This window comes from Streptomyces sp. CA-179760 (assembly GCF_050937045.1).
GTDB lineage: Bacteria > Actinomycetota > Actinomycetes > Streptomycetales > Streptomycetaceae > Streptomyces.
Map to the genome: position 1 here is coordinate 6,675,740 of NZ_JBNJLZ010000001.1, position 19,360 is coordinate 6,695,099.

General features: G+C 70.5%; 15 protein-coding genes and 3 pseudogenes. 7 read left to right on the forward strand and 11 right to left on the reverse strand.

What is annotated here, in order from left to right:
- Positions 1 to 29: 29 nt before the first annotated feature.
- Together ACQEV8_RS30560 and ACQEV8_RS30565 are read left to right on the forward strand one after the other, a co-directional pair.
- On the forward strand, positions 30 to 1,367 hold the full coding sequence (locus ACQEV8_RS30560) for a gluconate:H+ symporter (RefSeq protein ID WP_432966632.1): 1,338 nt from the start codon (positions 30 to 32) through the stop codon (positions 1,365 to 1,367).
- Positions 1,368 to 1,410: 43 nt separating this feature from the next.
- Positions 1,411 to 2,741 (forward strand): annotated as a pseudogene (locus tag ACQEV8_RS30565) (enolase C-terminal domain-like protein).
- A gap of 254 nt (positions 2,742 to 2,995) precedes the next feature.
- Here ACQEV8_RS30565 and ACQEV8_RS30570 read toward each other — a convergent pair.
- The 5 genes and pseudogenes from ACQEV8_RS30570 to ACQEV8_RS30590 all read right to left on the reverse strand — a co-directional run bounded on the left by ACQEV8_RS30570 (position 2,996) and on the right by ACQEV8_RS30590 (position 8,633).
- Positions 2,996 to 3,834, reverse strand: a pseudogene (locus tag ACQEV8_RS30570) (carbohydrate ABC transporter permease).
- Between the two features lie 6 nt (positions 3,835 to 3,840).
- Positions 3,841 to 4,761 (reverse strand): carbohydrate ABC transporter permease, encoded by a 921-nt coding sequence (locus tag ACQEV8_RS30575; RefSeq protein WP_432966634.1) that lies wholly within the window; start codon positions 4,759 to 4,761, stop codon positions 3,841 to 3,843.
- Between the two features lie 10 nt (positions 4,762 to 4,771).
- A complete protein-coding gene (locus ACQEV8_RS30580) occupies positions 4,772 to 6,139 on the reverse strand; it encodes an extracellular solute-binding protein (RefSeq protein ID WP_432966636.1) in 1,368 nt (455 codons plus the stop codon).
- A 129-nt stretch (positions 6,140 to 6,268) separates the two neighbouring features.
- Complete coding sequence (locus ACQEV8_RS30585; protein ID WP_432966638.1) at positions 6,269 to 6,967, reverse strand: response regulator; 699 nt, start codon at positions 6,965 to 6,967, stop codon at positions 6,269 to 6,271.
- Positions 6,964 to 8,633: pseudogene (locus ACQEV8_RS30590) on the reverse strand (sensor histidine kinase). Before ACQEV8_RS30590 ends, ACQEV8_RS30585 begins: the two are co-directional and overlap by 4 nt.
- Positions 8,634 to 8,810: 177 nt before the next feature.
- Between ACQEV8_RS30590 and ACQEV8_RS30595 the strand changes: the two are divergent.
- On the forward strand, positions 8,811 to 10,202 hold the full coding sequence (locus ACQEV8_RS30595) for a cation:dicarboxylate symporter family transporter (protein WP_432966640.1): 1,392 nt from the start codon (positions 8,811 to 8,813) through the stop codon (positions 10,200 to 10,202).
- Positions 10,203 to 10,417: 215 nt separating this feature from the next.
- Here the strand turns inward: ACQEV8_RS30595 and ACQEV8_RS30600 are convergent, their stop codons facing one another.
- From ACQEV8_RS30600 to ACQEV8_RS30615, 4 genes are all read right to left on the reverse strand, one after another.
- The gene (locus ACQEV8_RS30600; RefSeq protein WP_432966642.1) at positions 10,418 to 10,639 is read right to left on the reverse strand and encodes a ferredoxin; all 222 of its coding nucleotides are present in this window, start codon (positions 10,637 to 10,639) and stop codon (positions 10,418 to 10,420) included.
- Positions 10,640 to 10,643: 4 nt separating this feature from the next.
- Positions 10,644 to 11,936, reverse strand: coding sequence for a cytochrome P450 (locus ACQEV8_RS30605; protein ID WP_432966644.1), 1,293 nt, complete (start codon positions 11,934 to 11,936; stop codon positions 10,644 to 10,646).
- Positions 11,937 to 12,012: 76 nt separating this feature from the next.
- Complete coding sequence (locus ACQEV8_RS30610; RefSeq protein ID WP_432966646.1) at positions 12,013 to 12,903, reverse strand: DUF4097 family beta strand repeat-containing protein; 891 nt, start codon at positions 12,901 to 12,903, stop codon at positions 12,013 to 12,015.
- Between the two features lie 183 nt (positions 12,904 to 13,086).
- Positions 13,087 to 13,641 carry a hypothetical protein gene (locus ACQEV8_RS30615; RefSeq protein WP_432966648.1) on the reverse strand — a complete coding sequence of 185 codons (555 nt, stop codon included), beginning with the start codon at positions 13,639 to 13,641 and terminating at the stop codon, positions 13,087 to 13,089.
- Positions 13,642 to 13,859: 218 nt separating this feature from the next.
- Here ACQEV8_RS30615 and ACQEV8_RS30620 point away from each other — a divergent pair, with 218 nt between their 5' ends.
- Positions 13,860 to 16,109: an MMPL family transporter gene (locus tag ACQEV8_RS30620; protein ID WP_432966650.1), complete on the forward strand. Its 2,250-nt coding sequence runs from the start codon at positions 13,860 to 13,862 to the stop codon at positions 16,107 to 16,109.
- Here ACQEV8_RS30620 and ACQEV8_RS30625 read toward each other — a convergent pair.
- Positions 16,106 to 17,017, reverse strand: coding sequence for an aldo/keto reductase (locus ACQEV8_RS30625; protein WP_432966652.1), 912 nt, complete (start codon positions 17,015 to 17,017; stop codon positions 16,106 to 16,108). The genes ACQEV8_RS30620 and ACQEV8_RS30625 overlap by 4 nt on opposite strands.
- Before the next feature lies 1 nt (position 17,018).
- On the reverse strand, positions 17,019 to 17,933 hold the full coding sequence (locus ACQEV8_RS30630; protein ID WP_432966654.1) for an NAD-dependent epimerase/dehydratase family protein: 915 nt from the start codon (positions 17,931 to 17,933) through the stop codon (positions 17,019 to 17,021).
- A gap of 45 nt (positions 17,934 to 17,978) precedes the next feature.
- On the opposite strand from ACQEV8_RS30630, the gene ACQEV8_RS30635 reads away from it, so the two are divergent.
- The 3 genes from ACQEV8_RS30635 to ACQEV8_RS30645 are packed head-to-tail and all read left to right on the forward strand — an operon-like array spanning position 17,979 to position 19,269.
- Complete coding sequence (locus tag ACQEV8_RS30635) at positions 17,979 to 18,488, forward strand: Lrp/AsnC family transcriptional regulator (RefSeq protein ID WP_391115186.1); 510 nt, start codon at positions 17,979 to 17,981, stop codon at positions 18,486 to 18,488.
- A 29-nt stretch (positions 18,489 to 18,517) separates the two neighbouring features.
- A complete protein-coding gene (locus ACQEV8_RS30640) occupies positions 18,518 to 18,940 on the forward strand; it encodes a MerR family transcriptional regulator (protein ID WP_432966657.1) in 423 nt (140 codons plus the stop codon).
- Positions 18,925 to 19,269 carry a thioredoxin family protein gene (locus ACQEV8_RS30645; protein WP_432966659.1) on the forward strand — a complete coding sequence of 115 codons (345 nt, stop codon included), beginning with the start codon at positions 18,925 to 18,927 and terminating at the stop codon, positions 19,267 to 19,269. The genes ACQEV8_RS30640 and ACQEV8_RS30645 overlap by 16 nt, the downstream gene beginning before the upstream one ends.
- Positions 19,270 to 19,360 lie beyond the last annotated feature (91 nt).

The window sequence follows — 19,360 nt, forward strand, 5'->3', positions numbered from 1 at the left end:
AGCTCCCACCAGTTCAAAGGGGAACTGCCTTGCCTCTGCTCGTCGTCGGGATCAGCGTCGTGGTCCTGCTCCTGCTCATGACCCGGCTGAGAATGAACGGCTTCGCGGCCCTGCTGCTCGTCGCGGTGGGTGTCGCGCTGGTCCGTGGCATTCCGGTGGCGACCATCCCGGACGTCCTCTCCGAGGGCATCGGGGACCAGATCGGCGACACCATGCTGACCATCGGGCTCGGTGCCATGGTCGGCCGGGTGATGGGGGACTCGGGTGCCGCACAGCGCATAGCCGGCAAGCTCCTCGACGCCTTCGGCCCGCGATGGGTGCAGGTGGCCATGGTGGTCACGTCCATGCTCATCGGCGTGACCATGTTCTACGAGGTCGCGTTCGTCATCATCGTGCCCATCGCGTTCACCCTGGTCAGGGTCACCGGCGCGAAGCTCCTGTGGGTCGGGCTGCCGATGTCCATCGCCCTGTCCACCATGCACAGCTTCCTGCCGCCGCACCCCGGCCCCACCGCCGTCGCCGCGACCTTCCACGCCTCCGTCGGACTGACGCTGTTCTACGGCCTGTTCATCGCCGTGCCCGCGGGGGCGCTCATCGCCCTGGCCTGGCCGCGTCTTCCGTTCGTCGCCCGGATGACGCCCACCATTCCCAAGGGGCTGGTCAGCGAGCGTGAGTTCAGCGAGGAGGAGATGCCGGGGCTCGGGTGGTCGCTGTTCGTGGCGCTGTTCCCCGTGGTGCTGATCGTGGCCGCGGCCGTGACCGACATGGCGGCTTCGGGAGACAGCCCGTTCCTGCACGTCGTCGCCTTCGTCGGCTCGGCGCCGATCGCCCTGCTGCTGACCCTGTGCCTGGCGATCTGGGTGTTCGGGCCGCGGATCGGGCGGAGCCTGAGCGATGTCGGCGCATCCTGTTCGTCGGCGGCCCAGGCGATGGCGATGATCCTGCTGGTGATCGGTGCGGGCGGGGCGTTCAAGAACGTCCTGGTGGAAGGCGGTATCTCCGACTACATCAAGGACGTCACCGACGGCTGGTCCGTCTCGCCGATCGTCCTCGCCTGGCTCGTCGCCGTCATCCTGCGGATCGCGCTCGGCTCGGCGACGGTCGCCGTCGTCACTGCCTCCGGTGTCGCGCTGCCGTTGCTTGCGGGCGGTGGGGTGCACCCGGAGGTGATGGTGCTGGCGGTGGCGTGTGGATCCATCGCGTTCTCGCACGTGAACGATCCCGGGTTCTGGCTGTTCAAGGAGTACTTCAACCTGTCCGTCATCGAGGCGATCAAGGTGCGGACGTCCTATACGACGGTGCTGGCGGTGCTCGGGCTGGGGGGTGTGCTGGCTGTTGAGTGGGCGCTGGACGTTCTGGGCTTGTAGCCCAACCATCGATTCATCCATCACACAAGGGACTTGGACCAGCATGAGCAGTCAGCCGACCGTCACCGGCTTCGCCGTCTACCCCGTCGCCGGGCGGGACAGCATGGAGCTGAACCTCTCCGGCGCGCACGGGCCGTACTTCACCCGCAACGTCGTCGTTCTCACCGACTCCGAGGGGCGTACCGGGCTGGGGGAGGTGCCCGGCGGGGAGAAGATCACGCAGACGCTGCGGGATGCCGAGTCGCTCGTCGTCGGAGCCAAGGTGGGGGACTACCAGCGGGTGCTGCGGGAGATCGGTGAGCGGTTCGCCGACCGTGACGCGGGTGGGCGAGGTGCGCAGACGTTCGATCTTCGGACGACGGTGCATACGGTGACGGCGGTGGAGTCGGCGCTGCTCGATCTGCTCGGGCAGCATCTCGATGTGCCGGTCGCCGCGCTGCTGGGGACGGGCAGCAGCGGGCTTCCGTGCGGGTGCTGGGATATCTCTTCTACGTGGGTGATCCGGACCGGACCGATCTGGAGTATGTCCGGGAGCGGGACTCGGACGTGGAGTGGTACCGAGTGCGGCACGAGGAGGCGTTGTCGCCGGGGGCGATCGTGCGGCAGGCGGAGGCGGCGTACGACCTGTACGGGTTCCGGGACTTCAAGCTCAAGGGGGGTGTGCTGGAGGGGGCCGAGGAGGTCGCTGCGGTGCGGGCGCTGAAGGCGCGGTTTCCCGAGGCGCGGATCACGCTCGATCCGAACGGGGCGTGGTCGCTGCGGGAGGCGGTTGAGCTGTGCCGGCCGCTGATGGGGACGCTGGCCTATGCCGAGGATCCCTGCGGGGCGGAGGGGGGTTACTCGGGGCGGGAGGTTCTCGCGGAGTTCCGGCGTGCGACCGGGTTGCCGACGGCTACGAACATGATCGCTACGGACTGGCGTCAGATGGCGCACGCGTTGGCTCTGCAGTCGGTGTCCATTCCGCTGGCCGATCCGCACTTCTGGACGATGCGGGGGTCGGTGCGGGTGGCGCAGCTGTGCAACGCGATGGGGCTGACGTGGGGGTGTCACTCGAACAACCACTTCGACATCTCGCTGGCGATGGTGACCCATTGCGGGGCGGCGGCGCCGGGGGAGTACAACGCGCTGGACACGCACTGGATCTGGCAGGAGGGGCTGGAGCGGCTCACCGTTTCCCCGCCCCGGATCGTGGGTGGGGAGGTCGCGGTTCCGGAGGCACCGGGGCTGGGGGTGACGATTGATATGGACCGGCTCCTCGCGGCGCACGAGCTGTACCGGGAGAAGGCGTTGGGGGCGCGGGACGATGCGGTGGGGATGCGGTACCTGGTTCCGGGGTGGGAGTTCGACGGGAAGCGGCCGTGTCTGGTGCGGTGATCGCCGGGTGCCTGCGGCGGGCCTGGGGGCTTCGGTGGGGGTGTGCGTAGCGCCTGCGCCGTGGTGGTGGGTCGGGGCCGCGTCGGGGGGTGTCCGTCCTCGGAACGTCGCGATGGGGTTGCGTGCCGACTGACTGTCCGTTGACGCGACAACCGCTGCGGGCGGACACCCCCCGACACGTCCCCTGCTCGCTGTGCGCGGTTGCGGGCGCGTCGTGGCTCCCGCCCCAGCCGCCCGGCCCGGCGACAACGCCCTCAGCCCTTGACCGCCCCACCCAGCGCGAAGCCTCCTCCCAGGCGCCGGGCTATCAGTACGTACAGCAGGATCACCGGCGTCGAGTAGATGATCGAGAACGCGGCCAGCTGCCCGTACGCCACCATGCCCCGGTTGCCGAAGAAGTCGTTGATGCTGACGGACGCCGGCATCTGGTCAGGCGTGAGCAGGAGCATGAACGGGACGAAGAAGTTGCCCCACATCATGACGAAGGAGAAGACCGTCACGACGGCCACGCCGGGGCCCATGAGGGGCAGGACGATGCGGAGCAGGGACTGGAACGCCGACGCCCCGTCCGTCCACGCCGCCTCCTCCAGTTCCTTGGGCACGCCGTCCATGAAGTTCTTCATCAGCCAGATGGCGAAGGGGAGTTGGGACGCGGTGAAGAAGAAGATCGTGCCCTGCATGGTGTCGATCAGATCCACTTGGACGAAGAGCGCGTAGACCGGAACCATGATCGCCGTGATGGGCAGGCTGGTGGCGAAGAGGATCGTCAGCAGGAACGGGCGGTTGAAGCGGGAGCGGAAGCGGGAGAGCGGGTAGGCCGCGAGAGCCGCGGAGGCCACCGTGAGCAGGGTCGCGCCGCCGCACAGGATCAGACTGTTGAGGAGGGGGTGAAGGTGATCTCGGGGGTCAGGATCGCGTCGAAGTTGTCGAGGGTGAGGCCGTCGGGAGCCTTCACCCGGAGGCCCGCGTGAGGGTCGACGGCGGACAGGACCACCCAGGCCAGCGGGAGCACGAAGGCCGCTGCGACCACCAGGAGCCCCGCGTCGGCCGCCAGACGGCGGGTCGTGCGGCGGGAGGAGAGGGTGTGGGCCATGGCCGGTCAGACCTCCGTCCGTAGCAGGCGCAGGTAGATGAGAGAGAAGAGGGAGCCGACCAGGAGGAGCAGGAGGGCGACCGCCGTGCCGTAGCCGATCAGGCTGTTCTGGAAGGCCTGTTCGTACATGAAGAGGGGAAGTGTCTGGCTTCTGCCGCCGGGGCCGCCCCTGGTCATGACCCAGATCAGACCGAAGACCGAGAGGGTCTGGAGGGTGTTGAGCATCAGGTTGGTGCCGATCGAGCGGCGGATCATCGGCAGGGTGATGTGCCAGAGGCGGCGCCGGCCGCTCGCACCGTCGACCTCGGCCGCCTCGGTGATCTCCTTGGGGATCTCGTTCAGGGCCGCTGAGTAGACCAGCATCGAGAAGGCCGTACCGCGCCAGACGTTCGCGAACGACACCGCCAGGATCGGGAGCGTGAACAGCCAGTTCTGGGAGGGCAGATGCAGCCAGTCCAGGATGGCGTTCAGGGTGCCCTCCCGGCGGAAGAAGGCGTAGAGCAGGAAGCCCGCCACGACCTCCGGCAGGACCCATGCCGTGACGACGATGCCGCCGGTGAGCGTACGGACCGGCTTCGACGCGCGCTGCATCAGTGCCGCCAGGGCCAGGCCCAGCGTGTTCTGGCCGATGAGGGAGGAGAGGACCGTGAACACCAGCGTCAGCCATACGGCGTTCAGGAACGCCTCGTCCCCGAAGGCCCGGGTGAAGTTGTCGAGGCCTACGAACGACTCCTGGGCCTGGCCGGTCAGCTGGAGGTCGGTGAAGGCGATGTAGACGCAGTAGGCGATCGGGCCGGCCAGGAAGAGCAGCAGGAGGACGACCGCGGGGGTCAGGGGCAGGATCCGCACCGGCAGGCGGGGGCCGCGTGCCGGGTGCTTCTCCTGGGGAGCTTCGGTGAGTCGCGGGTGCGGTGCGGTGGTGGTCATCGGGCCTCGCTCACCGTTCGGCCACCTGGTTGCCGGTCGCGTCCTTCAGTGCGTCCGTGTAGCCCCGTGCCGCCTCTTCCACCGACGTGTCGCCCGTCGTGACGCCCTCCATCGCTTCCTGGACGGCCACGGAGACCTTGGGGTAGGCCGGATAGGCGGGGCGGTAGTGGGTGTTCGCCACGAGGTCCGTGAAGAACTTGATGCCGGGCTGGGCCGTGGCGTACGCGGGGTCCTTCGCCACGTCCCCGCGGACCGCGATGCCGGAGTTGGCGACGTACCACTTCTGCGCGTTGTCCTTGGTCTGCATCGTCTTGATGAACTCGAACGCCAGGTCCGGGTTGCCCGCCTTGGCCGGGATCGACCAGGTCCAGCCGCCGGACATGCTCACCTTGCCTGGCGCCTGGCCGTGCTGGGTCGGCATGGCGGCCAGGCCCAGCTTCTGAGACCACTCGGGCCACTCGTGGCCGCTGCCGGACAGCCAGTCCTGCGGCAGCCAGGAGCCGTCGAGGGCGATGCCGAGCCTGCCCTGCGGGAGCCACTCGCCGCGGACCCGGGTCATGACGTTCGGGTCGAGCGCGTCCGACACGTCCGGGCCGAGTTTCTCCTTGTAGACCGTCTCGACGAAGGAGAGGGCGTCCTTGAAGCCCTGGCCGCCGGCGATCCACTTCTTGCTCGACTTGTCGTAGAGGGGGTCCGTGGTGCCGTCGTTCGTGCCGTAGAGCAGCATCTCGAAGGTCTGCATGGTGGCGGCCTCGCCGACCGGCTTGCCCGTGTAGATGTTGAGGGGGATGGTGCCGGGGGCTTTTCGCTTGATGGTGCGGGCTGCGGTGAGGACGTCGTTCCAGGTCTTCGGCTGCCAGTCGGCAGGGAGGCCGGCCTTCTTGAAGATGTCCTTGTCGAACCAGAGGCCCCGGGTGTCGGTGCCGTCGGGGACGCCGTAGGTCTTGCCGTCCTCGCCCTTGGCCGCCGCCTTCGCCGTGTCGATGAACTCGTCCCAGTCCGGCCACTTGGCGAGATAGGGGTCGAGGGGCTTGAGATATCCGCTGGTGATGTCCGAGTTGATGAGGAACGTGTCCTCGTAGACCAGGTCGGGGGCGGTCTTGGGGGAGCGGAGCATCTGCTGGAGCTTGGTGTAGTACTCCGAGTCCGGGGCCTTGATCGGGACGAGCTCGACCTTCTTGCCCGGGTGGGCCTTCTCGAACTGCTTCTTGATGTCCGCGAGATACGTGTCCATCACCTTGACGGAGTTGTCCGTGGACTGTTTGAAGGAGATCTTCACGGTGTCCGGGTCGCTGCCGGAGCCCCCACCGCAGGCGGTGAGGGCGGACGCGGCGAGGGCCAGGGCGACGAGGGGGGTGAGAGCGGCGGTGGGGCGCACGGGCACGACCTCCTACGGGCGCACTTCCTTGTGGCCTGGACGGCTGCGTCGTGAACCTAAGTTGAGTGGTCTAGTCAGGTCAATGCGTATGCCGTGGTTTGATCCCGGCAGGTGAGAGATGACGGTTCGTCACTGGCCGCTGACCCAGCGGTACTGCAACTCCGGGCGCCCCACCGTGCCGTACTGCGGGCGGCGGGCCGCGCGGCCCGCGTCCACCAGATGCTCCAGATAACGGCGGGCCGTGATGCGGGAGATGCCCACGGTCTCCGCCACGCCCGCGGCCGTGAGGCCCTCCGCGCTGTCCCGCAGCGTCACCGTCACCCGCTCCAGCGTCGGCGCGCTCAGGCCTTTGGGCAGGGCCGCCGGGCCGGGGGCGCGCAGGGCCGCCAGGGCCCGGTCCACCTCGTCCTGGCCGCTCGCCTCGCCGACCGAGGCGTGGAACTCGGCGTACCGCACGAGGCGGTCCCGCAGCGTCGCGAAGGTGAACGGCTTAAGGACGTACTGCACGACTCCGAGCGAGACGCCCTCGCGTACCACGGTGAGGTCGCGCGCCGATGTCACCGCTATCACGTCGGCGTGGTGCCCGGCGGCGCGCAGGGACCGGGCGAGCTGCAGCCCGTGCACATCCGGCAGGTGCAGGTCGAGCAGGAGGAGGTCCACCGGGGTGCGCTCCAGGGCCCGGCGGGCCTCCGCACCCGTGTGCGCCTTGCCCACGGCGACGAACCCGGGGACCCGCCCGACGTACAGAACGTGGGCGTCGGCGGCCACCGGGTCGTCCTCCACCACCAGGACCCGGATGGCTTTCGCGTGCGTCGTGTCGCTCGTCATACGGGACCTCCAGAGCCCTCGGACACCGGGCCTCCGGATGTCATGCCTGCGGCGACCGCGCCGGACTCTCGCAGCGGCAGCCGTACCTCGAACTCCGCCCCGCCCCCGTCGGCCTCCGTCACCGACAGCGTCCCCTCGTGCCGCTGTGCCGCCTGCCGTGCCAGGGCCAGCCCGAGACCTCGTCCGCCCGGGCCGGACGGCTTCGTCGAGAAGCCCCGCTGGAAGACCGCCTCGGCGTGCTCCGGGTCGACGCCCGGGCCCGTGTCGGACACCCGCAGCACCAGCTCGGGGCAGTCCTCGGTGTCCCGGGTGTACGCCGCCACCGTCACCCGCGCCCGCACACTGCCCTGCGCCGCGTCCACGGCGTTGTCGATCAGGTTGCCCAGGATGGTCACCAGGTCCCGCGCCGGCAGGGTCTCGGGCAGCAGGCCGTCGTCCAGGCTGCTGTCCTCCGACACCATCAGCTCCACGCCCCGCTCGTTCGCCTGGGCCGTCTTGCCCAGGAGCAGCGCCGCCAGCACCGGCTCGCTCACCGCCGCCACGACCTGGTCGGTCAGCGCCTGCGCCAGCTCCAGCTCGGCCGTCGCGAACTCCACCGCCTCCTCCGCCCGGCCCAGCTCGATCAGCGAGACGACCGTGTGCAGCCGGTTCGCCGCCTCGTGCGCCTGCGAGCGCAGCGCCTGAGTGAAGCCCCTCTCGGAGTCCAACTCACCCATCAGTGACTGGAGTTCGGTGACATCGCGCAGGGTGACGACCGTACCGCGCCGCTCGCCGCCCGACACCGGGGAGGTGTTGATGACCAGGACCCGGGAGGCCGTCAGATGCACCTCGTCCACCCGCGGCTCCGACGCCAGCAGCGCGCCTGTCAGCGGGGCGGGGAGCCCCAGCGCGGCCACCGACCTGCCCACCACGTCCCCTTCCACGCCGAGCAGCTCCCGCCCCCGTCGTTGATCAACGCCACACGGTACTGCCCGTCCAGCATCAGCAGCCCCTCCCGTACGGCGTGCAGGGCGGCCTGGTGGTAGTCGTGCATCCGGCTGAGCTCGCCCGCGTTCATACCGTGGGTGTGGCGGCGCAACCGGGCGTTGACCACATAGGTGCCGATGGCGCCCAGGGCCAGAGCCCCGGCGGCGACCCCCAGCAGGGCCGTGACCTGGCTCTGCACCCGCTCGGTGATCGCCTCGACCCGGATGCCCGCGCTGACCAGGCCGACGATCTGCTTGCCGTTGTTGATCGGGGCGACCGCGCGGACCGACGGGCCGAGGGTGCCGGTGTAGGTCTCGGTGAAGGTCTCGCCCTTCAGCGCCCGCTCGGTGTGGCCCTGGAAGGTCTGGCCGATCTGGTCCGGGTCGGGATGCGTCCAGCGGATGCCCTTCGGGTTCATGATCGTGATGAAGTCGACCTCGGTGTCCCGCATGACCTTCAGCGCGTACGGCTGGAGCTCCGCGGTCGGGTCGGAGGTGCCGGCCGCCGCCAGCACCGACGGGGAGTCGGCCACGGAGCGTGCCACGGCCCTGGCCTGGCGCTTCGCGGACTCCTCGGCCTGGCTGCGGTCGCTGACATAGGTGAACAGTGCACATCCGGCCACGACGACCGCGATCAGTACCGCCTGCATGCCGAAGAGCTGGGCCGCCAGGCTGCGGGGTCGGGGGACGGAGAAGCGCATGTCGTCAGTCTGCCTCGTGGCTGATTGTGAACTAAATGAACGGAAGGGTGACCGCGCTCACAGAGCAGGACATAGTCACGGCATTCCCTATAACGCATCTCCGGGAGCCCCGCTCCCAGTTTTCCGGACGTGAGCCGCACGCCGGTGATGCCGACGACGTCGTCAAGGAGGGCCGCCGTGACCAGCGCAGCCGATACGGCACCTGCCGCACGCAAACCCAAGCGGGACCGCACCCACTATCTCTACATCGCGGTGATCATCGCGGTCGCTGCCGGTATCGCGGTGGGTCTGGCCGCACCCGACTTCGCTGTCGGCCTGAAGCCTATCGGCACCGGCTTCGTGAACCTGATCAAGATGATGATCTCGCCGATCATCTTCTGCACGATCGTGCTGGGCATCGGCTCGGTACGGAAGGCCGCCAAGGTCGGTGCCGTCGGCGGTATCGCCCTGGTCTACTTCACCGTGATGTCGCTGGTCGCTCTGGGCATCGGCCTGGTCGTCGGCAACATCCTGGAGCCGGGCACCGGCCTCGCGGTGACCGACGCGATCAAGGACGCCGGTCACGCGCAGATCGATTCCGAGGCCAAGGGCACCACCGAGTTCCTGCTCGGCATCATCCCGACCACGATCGTCTCCGCCTTCACCAACGAGTCGGTCCTGCAGACCCTGCTGATCGCCCTGCTCGCCGGCTTCGCCCTGCAGGGCATGGGCTCGGCCGGCCAGCCGATCCTGCGCGGTATCGAGCACATCCAGCGGCTCGTCTTCCGCATCCTCGCCATGGTCATGTGGGCCGCCCCGATCGGCGCCTTCGGTGCCATCGCCGCCGTCACCGGTTCCGCCGGTGTGGACGCGCTCAAGAGCCTCGCCGTGCTGATGCTCGGCTTCTACGTCACCTGTTTCCTGTTCGTCTTCATCGTGCTCGGCGTCCTGCTGCGCGTCATCTCCGGCCTGAACATCCTCACGCTGTTCAAGTACCTCGGCCGGGAGTTCCTGCTGATCCTTTCCACCTCCTCCTCGGAGTCCGCGCTGCCGCGGCTCATCGCGAAGATGGAGCACCTGGGCGTCAGCAAGCCGGTGGTCGGCATCACCGTCCCGACCGGCTACTCCTTCAACCTCGACGGCACCATGATCTACATGACCATGGCCTCGCTGTTCATCTCCGACGCCATGGGCACGCCGATGTCCATCGGCGAGCAGATCCCGCTGCTGCTCTTCCTGCTGGTCGCCTCCAAGGGCGCCGCCGGTGTGACCGGCGCCGGCCTCGCGACCCTGGCCGGTGGTCTGCAGTCGCACAAGCCGGCTCTGGTGGACGGCATCGGCCTGATCGTCGGCATCGACCGCTTCATGAGCGAGGCCCGCGCCCTGACCAACTTCGCCGGCAACGCCGTGGCCACCGTGCTGATCGGTACCTGGACGAAGGAGATCGACAAGGAGCGGGTCAACGAGGTCCTGGCCGGCCAGCTGCCCTTCGACGAGAAGACGCTGCTGGACGACGGCCACGGCGGCTCCTCCGACGACCACGTCGAGCTGCCCGAGCAGGGCGGCGAGAAGGAGCTGGCGAAGACCTGACGGTCACGTCCCGCTCCCCGAGCCTCCGGGCGGCTGAACGTCCCCCGTCGCTCAGCCGCCCGGTCCGTGAAACGCCGAGCGGGCAGGTCCTCCTCCCCTAGGGACCTGCCCGCTCGGCGTCGCCGTTTTTGCGGGCGAGGACGGAGGGGGAGGACGCCCGCGCCGCTCACTCCGGCCACGGGCAGGGCGACGCGTTCTCGAGCAGCCGGTGCCCGTCAGGCCGGAGCGTGGAGGGTGATGGCTCCGGCGGGGCAGAGGCCGGCGGCCATGCGGGCGGTGGCCCGGTGCTCGGGGGGCGGGTCGGGGCGCAGGAGTACCACCAGGCCTTCCTCGTCGTCCTGGTCGAAGACCTCGGGCGCCGTCAGGGCGCACATGCCGGCGCCGGCGCAGCGGTCGCGGTCGGCTTCGATCCGCAGTGGCTCGTGTGGGTCGCTCATGGGGCTACGCCTCGTCCCAGGTGACGGGCAGGCTGATCACGCCGTAGATATTGGCGCGTTCGCGCAGCGGCACCTCCTGGGGCGGTACCGCGAGGCGCAGGGTGGGGAAGCGGGCGAGGAGCGCGGGGAACACGACGGCCATCTCGACGCGGGCGAGCTGCTGGCCCAGGCACTGGTGGGCGCCGTGCCCGAAGGAGAGGTGTCCGGTGGACTTGCGGCGGATGTCGAGCCGGTCGGGGTCGGGGAACCGGTGCGGGTCGCGGTTGGCGGCCTGCACGGACACGGTCACCGTCTCGCCCGCCCTGATCAACTGACCCTCCACCTCGACGTCCTCGAGCGCCGCCCGCAGAATCGGGTCGGCCACGCTGAGGTAGCGCAGCAGTTCCTCCACAGCCTGCCCGGCGAGGCCGGGGTCGGCGCGCAGGGCTTCCAGCTGGTCGGGGTTGCTCAGCAGGGCGAAGGTGCCGAGGGCGAGCATGTTCGCCGTGGTGTCGAGCCCGGCGGCGAGCAGCAGCCCGCCGATTCCGGCCAGCTCCTCGTCGGTGAGGTCGGAGGCGGTCAGTTCGCTGAGCAGGTCGTCGGTGGGTTCGGCGCGCTTGGCGGGGACCAGTTCGTTCAGGTACTGGAGCAGGGCCGCATAGGCACCGCCCCTTGCCTCCGCGTCCGCCGCCTGGTCGAAGATGGTCGCCACCTGGCTCTGGAACCGCTCCCGGTCGGCGTACGGCACGCCGAGCAGCTCACAGATCATGAGCGCGGGCACGGGTCGCGCCAGCGCCTCGACCAGGTCGGCCGTGGGTCCGGCCTGCTCCATGGCGTCCAGGCACTCGGTGGTGAACCGCTCGACGCGCTCGGTGAGTTGACGCATACGCCGGACTGTGAACCTGCCGGTCAGCAGACGCCGGTAGCGGGTGTGCTCGGGGGCGTCGAGGCCGGTGATGTCGCCGACCGGGGCCGGCGGCAGCTCCGTGGGCATCCCGGGGACCGGTACCGGCATGTGCAGGAGTTCGTAGCGTGAGCTGAAGCGCGGGTCGGCCAGGATCGCGCGGGCCGCGGCGTGGCCGGTGGCCAGCCCGCCCGTGTGTCCGTCGGCGTAGCGCAGGCGGCGCAGCGGCTGGTCGCTCAGCGCGGTGAGTTCGGCGGGCGGGTCGAAGGGGCAGCCGGTGTGCCGGTCGGTGGGCAGGGTGGGCGGCTCCTCGGCGGTGGCGCCGGCTGCGGGGGTGCCGGGTGTGGTCGTGGTGGTGCCGGCCGTGGTGGTGCCGGCCGTCGTGGTGTCGGCGTCCGGCGGGTCGTACGGCATGCGGTCCTCCTGCGATCGTCGGGCGGGCGGCTGTGCGTCGTGAGGCGGGGTGGGGAGCCGGGGGGGCTGGGCCGGGTCAGGCGCGGCGGATGATGATGTCGCCGGCCGAGGTCCGGGCGAGCACCTCGACGGTCTCGTCGGAGTTTGCGGGGCCGGCCGAGGACCCGAGCGAGTTGCGGACGGTGCCGTACTTGGCGTTCAGGTCGAGCCAGGCGGCGGTGCCTTCGTGGATGCCCACTTCGACGTCGCCGACGGAGGTGCGCAGTTCGATCCGGCCGCGGCTGGCGTCCCCGACGCGGATCCGGCCGTTGGAGGCCATCGCGTCGACCCCGGCGTGGGCGACGCCGATCTCGATCCGGCCGTTGGCGCACTTGGCGCCGACATCGCCGTGCGCGATGCCGACGGAGATGTCGCCGTTGGCCGCGTTGGTCTTCAGGCCGCCGGTGACCTCGCCGACCTCGGTGGCGCCGTTGCTGTTCTTGACGGTCGCCGTGCCGGCCACCGTGCCGACCTCGACCCGGCCGGCGCCGGTGATCTCGACGTCCCCTGTCGAGCGGGCCAGGCGGATGTCGCCGTGGTCGGTCTTGAGGACGGCACCGGCCGCCTCGTCGACCTGGAGATCGCCGAGCGAGGTCTTGAGCGCGACGTCCCCGAAGCGGCCTTCGCAGAGGAAGCCACCCATGGCCGTGGTGCCGCGGACCTCGGATCCCGCGGGCAGTTCGACGCTCACCTCGATGGCGCCCGGCTTGCCGAACAGGGACCGCTTCTTCGGTGTCCTGACCGTGAGGCGGCCGCCCGAGTAGGTGACCTGGGTCTGCTGCACCGCGCGTACGTCGTTGTCGTCGGAGCCGTTGCGCGGCAGCACCTCCACGACCGTGTCGGTGCGCTTGCCCGCGGTGACGCGGGCGGTGCCGGCCTCCAGCTCAAGGGTGACGGAGATCGGTTCGGGGGTGTCGAAAGCAGGCATGGCTGTCCCGTTCTTCTCATGGCTCGGTTGGGTGGTGCCGCCGGTGGGGCGGGTGTTCGTGACGTCGGAGAGCGGGGTGCGGCGGGCTGGGGCCGGGGGCTACGGCCTGTCGTTTGGATCATGCCAAGACGCGGGGCCGGCAAGGTGCCGCCGATTCCCTGCGCCGGATCCGAACGACAGGCCCTAGTGGACCCAGCCGGTGAGGCTCCGCCTGACCGGGGCCTCGCCGCGGCCCGGCGGGCTCGCGCGCTCCGCGCCGTCGAGGGCGAGGGACACGCCCCGCACCAGCCAGGCGTTGACCGACAGGCCCTCGGCCGCCGCGGCCTCCTCGGCGCGGGTCTTGAGCTGGGCGGGGAGGCGGAAGTTGATCCGCGCCATCGTGCCGTCGTCGTCCGCGGACAGCGTCGGCGGCGGTGGCGGCAGTGGCGCTGGTGGCGGCGCGGGCACAGCGGGGGCGGTGAGCGGCTCCCGTGCCTCGCGGAACGGCTCGGTGGCGTGCGGCACCGCCACCACGAACTCCGGGTCGGATCCGCGCAGCCGCACATCGACCGAGCCCGGAGCCAGCTCCCGTGTGACCTCGCCCATGGCGGCGGACAGCGCGTCGAGGAGGGTCAGGCGGGCGGCGGACTCCAGAGGGGCGGTGAGCCGCTCGGCCAGGGCGCGGGCGTCATCACCGCCGGCCTCCGCGGCGACGGCCAGCTCGTGCCGGAGGGAATCGACGTAGGGCGTGAGGTCCATGACGTCATGATGGCACAGTGATGGCGCCATGGCGAGCCATCTTGGCTCATCCTCCTAAAAGTCGCCTCTGAGCTGCCCTTTCTTGCTCACCCTGAGATGCGGTTGCACTGTGCTGGCCATGAATCTGCTTGCGGGAGAGGCGAAGTGATGCCATGGTGGCATCACTTCAGCGCCAGATCCTGGCGCCATACCTCGCCCACCGACAGGAGTTCCCCGCCGTGGCTACCTTCCTCTACGAACTGGGCCGTTTCGCCTTCCGGCGTCGATGGCTGATGGCGTTGCTGTGGGTGGTGGTCCTCTTCGGAGCGGGCTTCGCCGCCTCCGCCGCCCCGGCACCGCCCGCGGACACCTTCTCGATGCCCGGCACGGAGTCGCAGAAGGCCTTCGACCTGCTGCAGAAGAAGTTCCCGGACGCGAGCGCCGACGGCGCGAGCGCCCGGGTCGTGGTCCGTGCGCCCGAGGGCGGGAAGATCTCCGACCCCGCGCGGAAGGCCCATGTCGCCGCGCTGGTCGCGGAGTTGAGGAAGTCTCCGCAGGTCGCCTCGGTGAGCGACCCCTTCACGACGAAGGCGGTCAGCGAGGACGGCTCCACCGCCTACGCCATCGCGACCTACAAGGTCCCCGCCACCGAGGTCGGCGACAAGGCGCACGACGCCCTCCACGACGCACTGGACAGGGCCCGCGACGCGGGCCTGACCGCGGAGGCCGGCGGCGACGCCGTGAAGATCGACGCGGCCATGAGCGGCACCGGCGAGAAGATCGGCATCCTGGTCTCCGCCCTGGTCCTGCTCCTCACCTTCGGCTCGGTGATCGCCGCCGGAATGCCCCTGCTCACGGCCCTCATCGGCGTCGGCGTCGGCATTTGCGCGATCACCGCGCTCGGCGCCACCCTCGGACTGTCCAGCACCACGTCGACCCTGGCGATGATGCTCGGCCTTGCCGTCGGCATCGACTACGCCCTGTTCATCGTCTCCCGCTACCGCGCCGAGCTCACCGAGGGCCGCGACCGCGCCGACGCCGCCGGGCGGGCGGTCGGCACCGCGGGCTCCGCGGTCGTCTTCGCCGGGCTCACCGTCATCGTGGCCCTCGCGGGCCTGGCCGTGGTGAACATCCCGATGCTCACCAAGATGGGCCTGGCGGCCGCCGGAACCGTCGCCATCGCCGTCCTGGTCGCCCTCACCTTCGTGCCGGCGCTGCTCGGCTTCGCACCGGTCAAGGTCCTGCGCCGCCGGGACCGCCACCGCTTCTCCGGCAAGCCGCTCAGCGCCCGCCGGCAGCGCAAGGCCGACAAGCTCGCCGCGAAGGGTGCCCGTCGCAAGCCCAATCTAGGCTCCCGCTGGGCCGGTTACGTCCTGCGCCACCCCGTCGCCGTACTGGTCCTGGCCGTCCTCGGCCTCGGCGCGGTCGCCGTGCCCGCGGCCAGTCTGGAGCTCGGACTGCCCGGCGAGGGCACCATGGCCCCCGACACCACCCAGCGCAGGGCCTACGACATGCTCTCGGAATCCTTCGGCGCCGGGTTCAACGGGCCGCTGACGATCACCGTGGAGGGCCCGGACGCCAAGGCCGCGGCCGACACCGTCGGCAAGCGGCTCGCAGGTCAGGACGGTGTCGCCACCGTCACCCCGGCCACGCCCAATGAGGCCGGCGACACCGCGATCCTGAACGTCGTCCCGGCCACCGGACCCACCGACGCCGCGACCGAGGACCTGGTGCGCCGACTGCGCTCCCTCGCCGACGGCCTCCGGTCCGACACCGGCGCCGAGGTCCTGGTCACCGGCCAGACCGCGATGTTCATCGACTTCTCCGAGACCCTCGACGACGCGCTGCTTCCCTATCTCGCCCTGGTCGTGGGCCTGGCGTTCCTGCTCCTGATGGTGGTCTTCCGCTCGGTCCTCGTGCCGCTCAAGGCCGCGCTCGGCTTCCTGCTCTCGGTGACCGCCGCGCTCGGCGCCGTCGTCGCGGTCTTCCAGTGGGGCTGGCTCGCCGATGTCTTCGGCGTCGACCAGCCCAGCCCGATCATGAGCACCATGCCGATCTTCATGATCGGTGTGGTCTTCGGACTCGCCATGGACTACGAGGTGTTCCTGGTGACCCGGATGCGGGAGGCCTACGTCCACGGGGCGCGGCCCGCCGAGGCCGTCGTCACCGGCTTCCGCTACGGCGGCCGGGTGGTCGCCGCGGCCGCCGCCATCATGATCAGCGTGTTCTCCGGCTTCATCGTGGAGGACAACGACTTCGTCAAGATGATCGGCTTCGGTCTCGCGGCCGCGGTGCTCTTCGACGCCTTCCTGGTCCGGATGACGATCGTCCCCGCCCTGTTCGCCCTGCTCGGCAAGTCGGCCTGGTGGCTGCCGCGATGGCTCGACCGGCTGCTCCCGGACCTCGACGTCGAAGGCGCGAAGCTCTCCGGCACGGCCCCGTCCGGGCAGGTGGCGCCGCCGCGCCGCGCACCCGAACTGGTCGACTAGCGAGCCTGGTCGGCCGGGTCCGGCTCGGCGGCCTCGTCCAGGCGGGCCTGTTCCTCTTCGCCGAGGAGCAGGTCCGCCGCGGCCGCCGAGTCCCTGGCCGTCTCCGGCCGGCTCGACCCCGGGATCGGGACGACGGCCGGGGAGCGCGCCAGCAGCCAGGCCAGGGCGACCCGCTGGGGGCTGACACCGCGCTCCGCGGCGACGGCGTGGAAGGCGGCGAAGCGGTCCGCTCCCTCCGTCCGTGACGGCCCGTCCAGGGAGCTGCGGGCCAGCCCGCCCAGCGGACTCCACGGCAGGAACGCCAGCCCCAGCTCCGCGCACAGCCGCAGCTCCGGCTCGCTGCCCCGGACGGCGGGGGAGTAGCGGTTCTGCACCGACACCAGCCGGTCGCCGAGGATCTCGCGCGCCCGGCGGATCTGGTCCGTGTCCGCGTTGGACACCCCGGCCAGCCGGATCGTGCCCGCGTCGAGCAGCTCGCGCAGGGCACCGACCGATTCCTCGAACGGCACCGCCGGGTCCGGCTTGTGGAGCTGGTAGAGGCCGATCGCCTCCACCCCGAGGCGCTTGCGGGAGGCCTCGGCGGCGGCCTTGAGGTGGCGCGGGTGGCCGTTCACCGTCCAGTCGCCGCCGGCCGGGCGGCCGCGGCCGCCCTTCGTCGCCACCAGCACGCCGGAGGTGTCACCGCCGTAGGTGGCGAGGGCCCGGGCCAGCAGGCGTTCGTTGTGGCCGGGCTCCGCGCCCGGCAGATGGTAGGAGTCGGCCGTGTCCAGGAGGGTCACGCCCGTGTCGAGCGCGGCGTGCACGGTGGCCAGGGCGCGCTTCTCGTCCGGCCGGCCTTCGAGGGACAGCGGCATCGCGCCGAGCCCGATCGCGCTCACCCGCAGCCCGCCCAGTGTTCTGTAGCGCATCTCAGTCGCCCTTTCCGAGCGTCTCGGCGACGGCACGCGGCAACCACTGCCGGGCATCGGTGAAGGCGTGGCCGAGCCGGGTGGCACGGGTGTTGTCCATGCCGTAGGAGCGGCGGAAGGAGAACGGGGAGACCTCGCCGACCTCCACGGGCCGGAACACGGTCCGGCCGCCCGGGACGTGCGCGGCCACCGCCTCGCACAGTTCCTCGGTGCTCAACGCCCCGTGCGAGGCGGCGTTCACCGGCCCGGTGAACCCCTCGCCCGCCGCCCACGCCAGGAAGCGGGCGATCTCCTCGACCCGGATGTACGTGGCGGGCCGGTTCACGGCCGGCACGGCGATCGGCTCACCGGTGCGTATCCGCTCGGCGTAGTGGGCCAGCCTTCCGGTGAAGTCGTCGTCCCCGCCCAGCACATGGGCCACCCGCACCGCGGTGTACGGCAACGCCGGGCCGTCGGCCGCGAGGACCGCCTCGGCCTGCCGCTTGCCCTCTCCGTAGTGCGCCTCCAGGAACGACGGGTCGTCCCAGGGCAGTTCGAGATCGACGGTGACCGTGGCCGGGTCGACGGCCTCCTCGCGCACCAGGTCCGGGGAGTCCTCGTACTCGTACACCTCGACCGTCGAGGTCATCACATAGCGGCCGGTGCGGCCGGAGAGGACGCGGCGGGCGAGCGCCGCCTGGCGCGGGGTGTAACAGACCTGGTCGACGACGGAGTCGAAGACGCGCGAGCCGAGCGCCGCGGTCAGCGACCGCTCGTCGTCCCGGTCGGCGACCAGCTGCTCCACCCCGTCCGGTGGCGGGGAGGATCCCCGGTTCAGCACGCTGACGCGGTGCCCTTCGGCCCGCAGCCGCGCGATCAGACGCTTGCCGATGTAGCGGTTTCCACCGATGACCAGTACGTTCCGGGCGTTTTCCATGGCCATAATTCTCCCGGCGTACATCCGCGTACTGAAGGGGGAACCATGGGAGTTCAGGCCGCCGCGCCGAAAGAACCACGGCATCTGCGCCCCGCCGCCGACGAAACCTCGGTGGCCTTCGACGCGCTGGACCGGCAGATCCTCCAGCTGCTCCAGACCGACGGCCGGATCAAGCTCAGCGAGCTGGGCCGCCGGGTCCGGCTCAGCCCGGCGGCGGTCACCGAGCGGGTACGGCGACTGGAGGCCGCGGGCGTGATCAGCGGCTACGGCGCCCAGGTGGTCCCGGCCCGCCTCGGCTACGGCATCCAGGCGTTCATCCGCGTCAACCCGCACGGCGGCTACAACCTGAAGCACCCGAGGACCCTGGAGCTGATCGAGCGGCCCGAGATCACCGAGGTGCACCACGTGGTCGGCGAGGACTGCTGGATCCTCAAGGTGGCCGTACGGGACACCGTGCACCTGGAGGAGGTCCTGGAGGGCGTCTCCGCGCTGGGGCGCACGACGACGTCGATCGTGCTGACCTCACCGGTGGAGCGGAAACCGCTGTTGCCTTGACGCGGGCGTCAAGGAATACGTTCGTACGCATGCGAATCGGCGAGCTGGCCGCACGGGCCGGGACCACGACGCGGACGCTGCGGTACTACGAGTCGCGGGGGCTGTTGCCCGCGCGGCGCGCGGGCAACGGTTACCGGAGCTACGACGAGAGCGATCTGCGGCTGCTCCGGCAGATCCGGACGCTGCAGGACTTCGGGTTCGACCTGGAGGAGACGCGGCCCTTCGTGGAGTGTCTGCGGGCCGGGCACCCCGAAGGTGACTCGTGCCCGGCGTCGCTCGCGGTCTACCGGCGCAAGCTGGGCGAGCTGGACTCCCTGATCGGTGAGCTGACCACCGTCCGGGACACGGTCGCCCGCCAGCTCGCGCGGGCGGAGCTGGCCGCCGAGGCGGAGGCTCCGGGCGGTCCGGAGCCGCAGTGCGAACTGGGAGGCGACACATGGGGACCGGCGTGACCGACGTGACCGGTGTGACCGACGTGACGGACGCGGATTTCGAGGCGGAGGTGATCTGCGCGGATCTTCCGGTGCTGGTGGAGTTCACCGCCGGCTGGTGCCCGCCGTGCCGGCAGATGGGGCCGGTGCTGAAGGCCCTCGCTTCCGAGGAGGGCGAACGGCTGAAAGTGGTGCAGCTGGACGTGGACTCCAACCCGGAGACGACCAACGCCTACAAGGTGCTGTCGATGCCGACCTTCATGGTCTTCCGCGACGGTGAGCCCGTGAAGTCGATGGTGGGCGCGCGGGCCAAGCGGCGACTGCTGGAGGAGCTGGCCGACGTGCTCTAGGCGACCCGCCCGGACCACAGGAAATCCCCCGAGCAATTGCGCTCGGGGATTTCCTTGCGTATATTTGTTTGTTCGTGACTTCGACTCGAAA

Excerpts from the sequence above, each read along its gene's own strand:
- ACQEV8_RS30625 (WP_432966652.1), bottom strand. The coding sequence starts at position 17,017 with ATGCGCTACAGAACACTGGGCGGGCTGCGGGTGAGCGCGATCGGGCTC.
- ACQEV8_RS30615 (WP_432966648.1), bottom strand. The coding sequence starts at position 13,641 with ATGGACCTCACGCCCTACGTCGATTCCCTCCGGCACGAGCTGGCCGTC.
- ACQEV8_RS30575 (WP_432966634.1), bottom strand. The coding sequence starts at position 4,761 with ATGACCACCACCGCACCGCACCCGCGACTCACCGAAGCTCCCCAGGAG.
- ACQEV8_RS30600 (WP_432966642.1), bottom strand. The coding sequence starts at position 10,639 with ATGAGCGACCCACACGAGCCACTGCGGATCGAAGCCGACCGCGACCGC.
- ACQEV8_RS30645 (WP_432966659.1), top strand. The coding sequence starts at position 18,925 with ATGGGGACCGGCGTGACCGACGTGACCGGTGTGACCGACGTGACGGAC.
- ACQEV8_RS30585 (WP_432966638.1), bottom strand. The coding sequence starts at position 6,967 with ATGACGAGCGACACGACGCACGCGAAAGCCATCCGGGTCCTGGTGGTG.
- ACQEV8_RS30640 (WP_432966657.1), top strand. The coding sequence starts at position 18,518 with ATGCGAATCGGCGAGCTGGCCGCACGGGCCGGGACCACGACGCGGACG.
- ACQEV8_RS30610 (WP_432966646.1), bottom strand. The coding sequence starts at position 12,903 with ATGCCTGCTTTCGACACCCCCGAACCGATCTCCGTCACCCTTGAGCTG.
- ACQEV8_RS30605 (WP_432966644.1), bottom strand. The coding sequence starts at position 11,936 with ATGCCGTACGACCCGCCGGACGCCGACACCACGACGGCCGGCACCACC.
- ACQEV8_RS30635 (WP_391115186.1), top strand. The coding sequence starts at position 17,979 with ATGGGAGTTCAGGCCGCCGCGCCGAAAGAACCACGGCATCTGCGCCCC.
- ACQEV8_RS30630 (WP_432966654.1), bottom strand. The coding sequence starts at position 17,933 with ATGGAAAACGCCCGGAACGTACTGGTCATCGGTGGAAACCGCTACATC.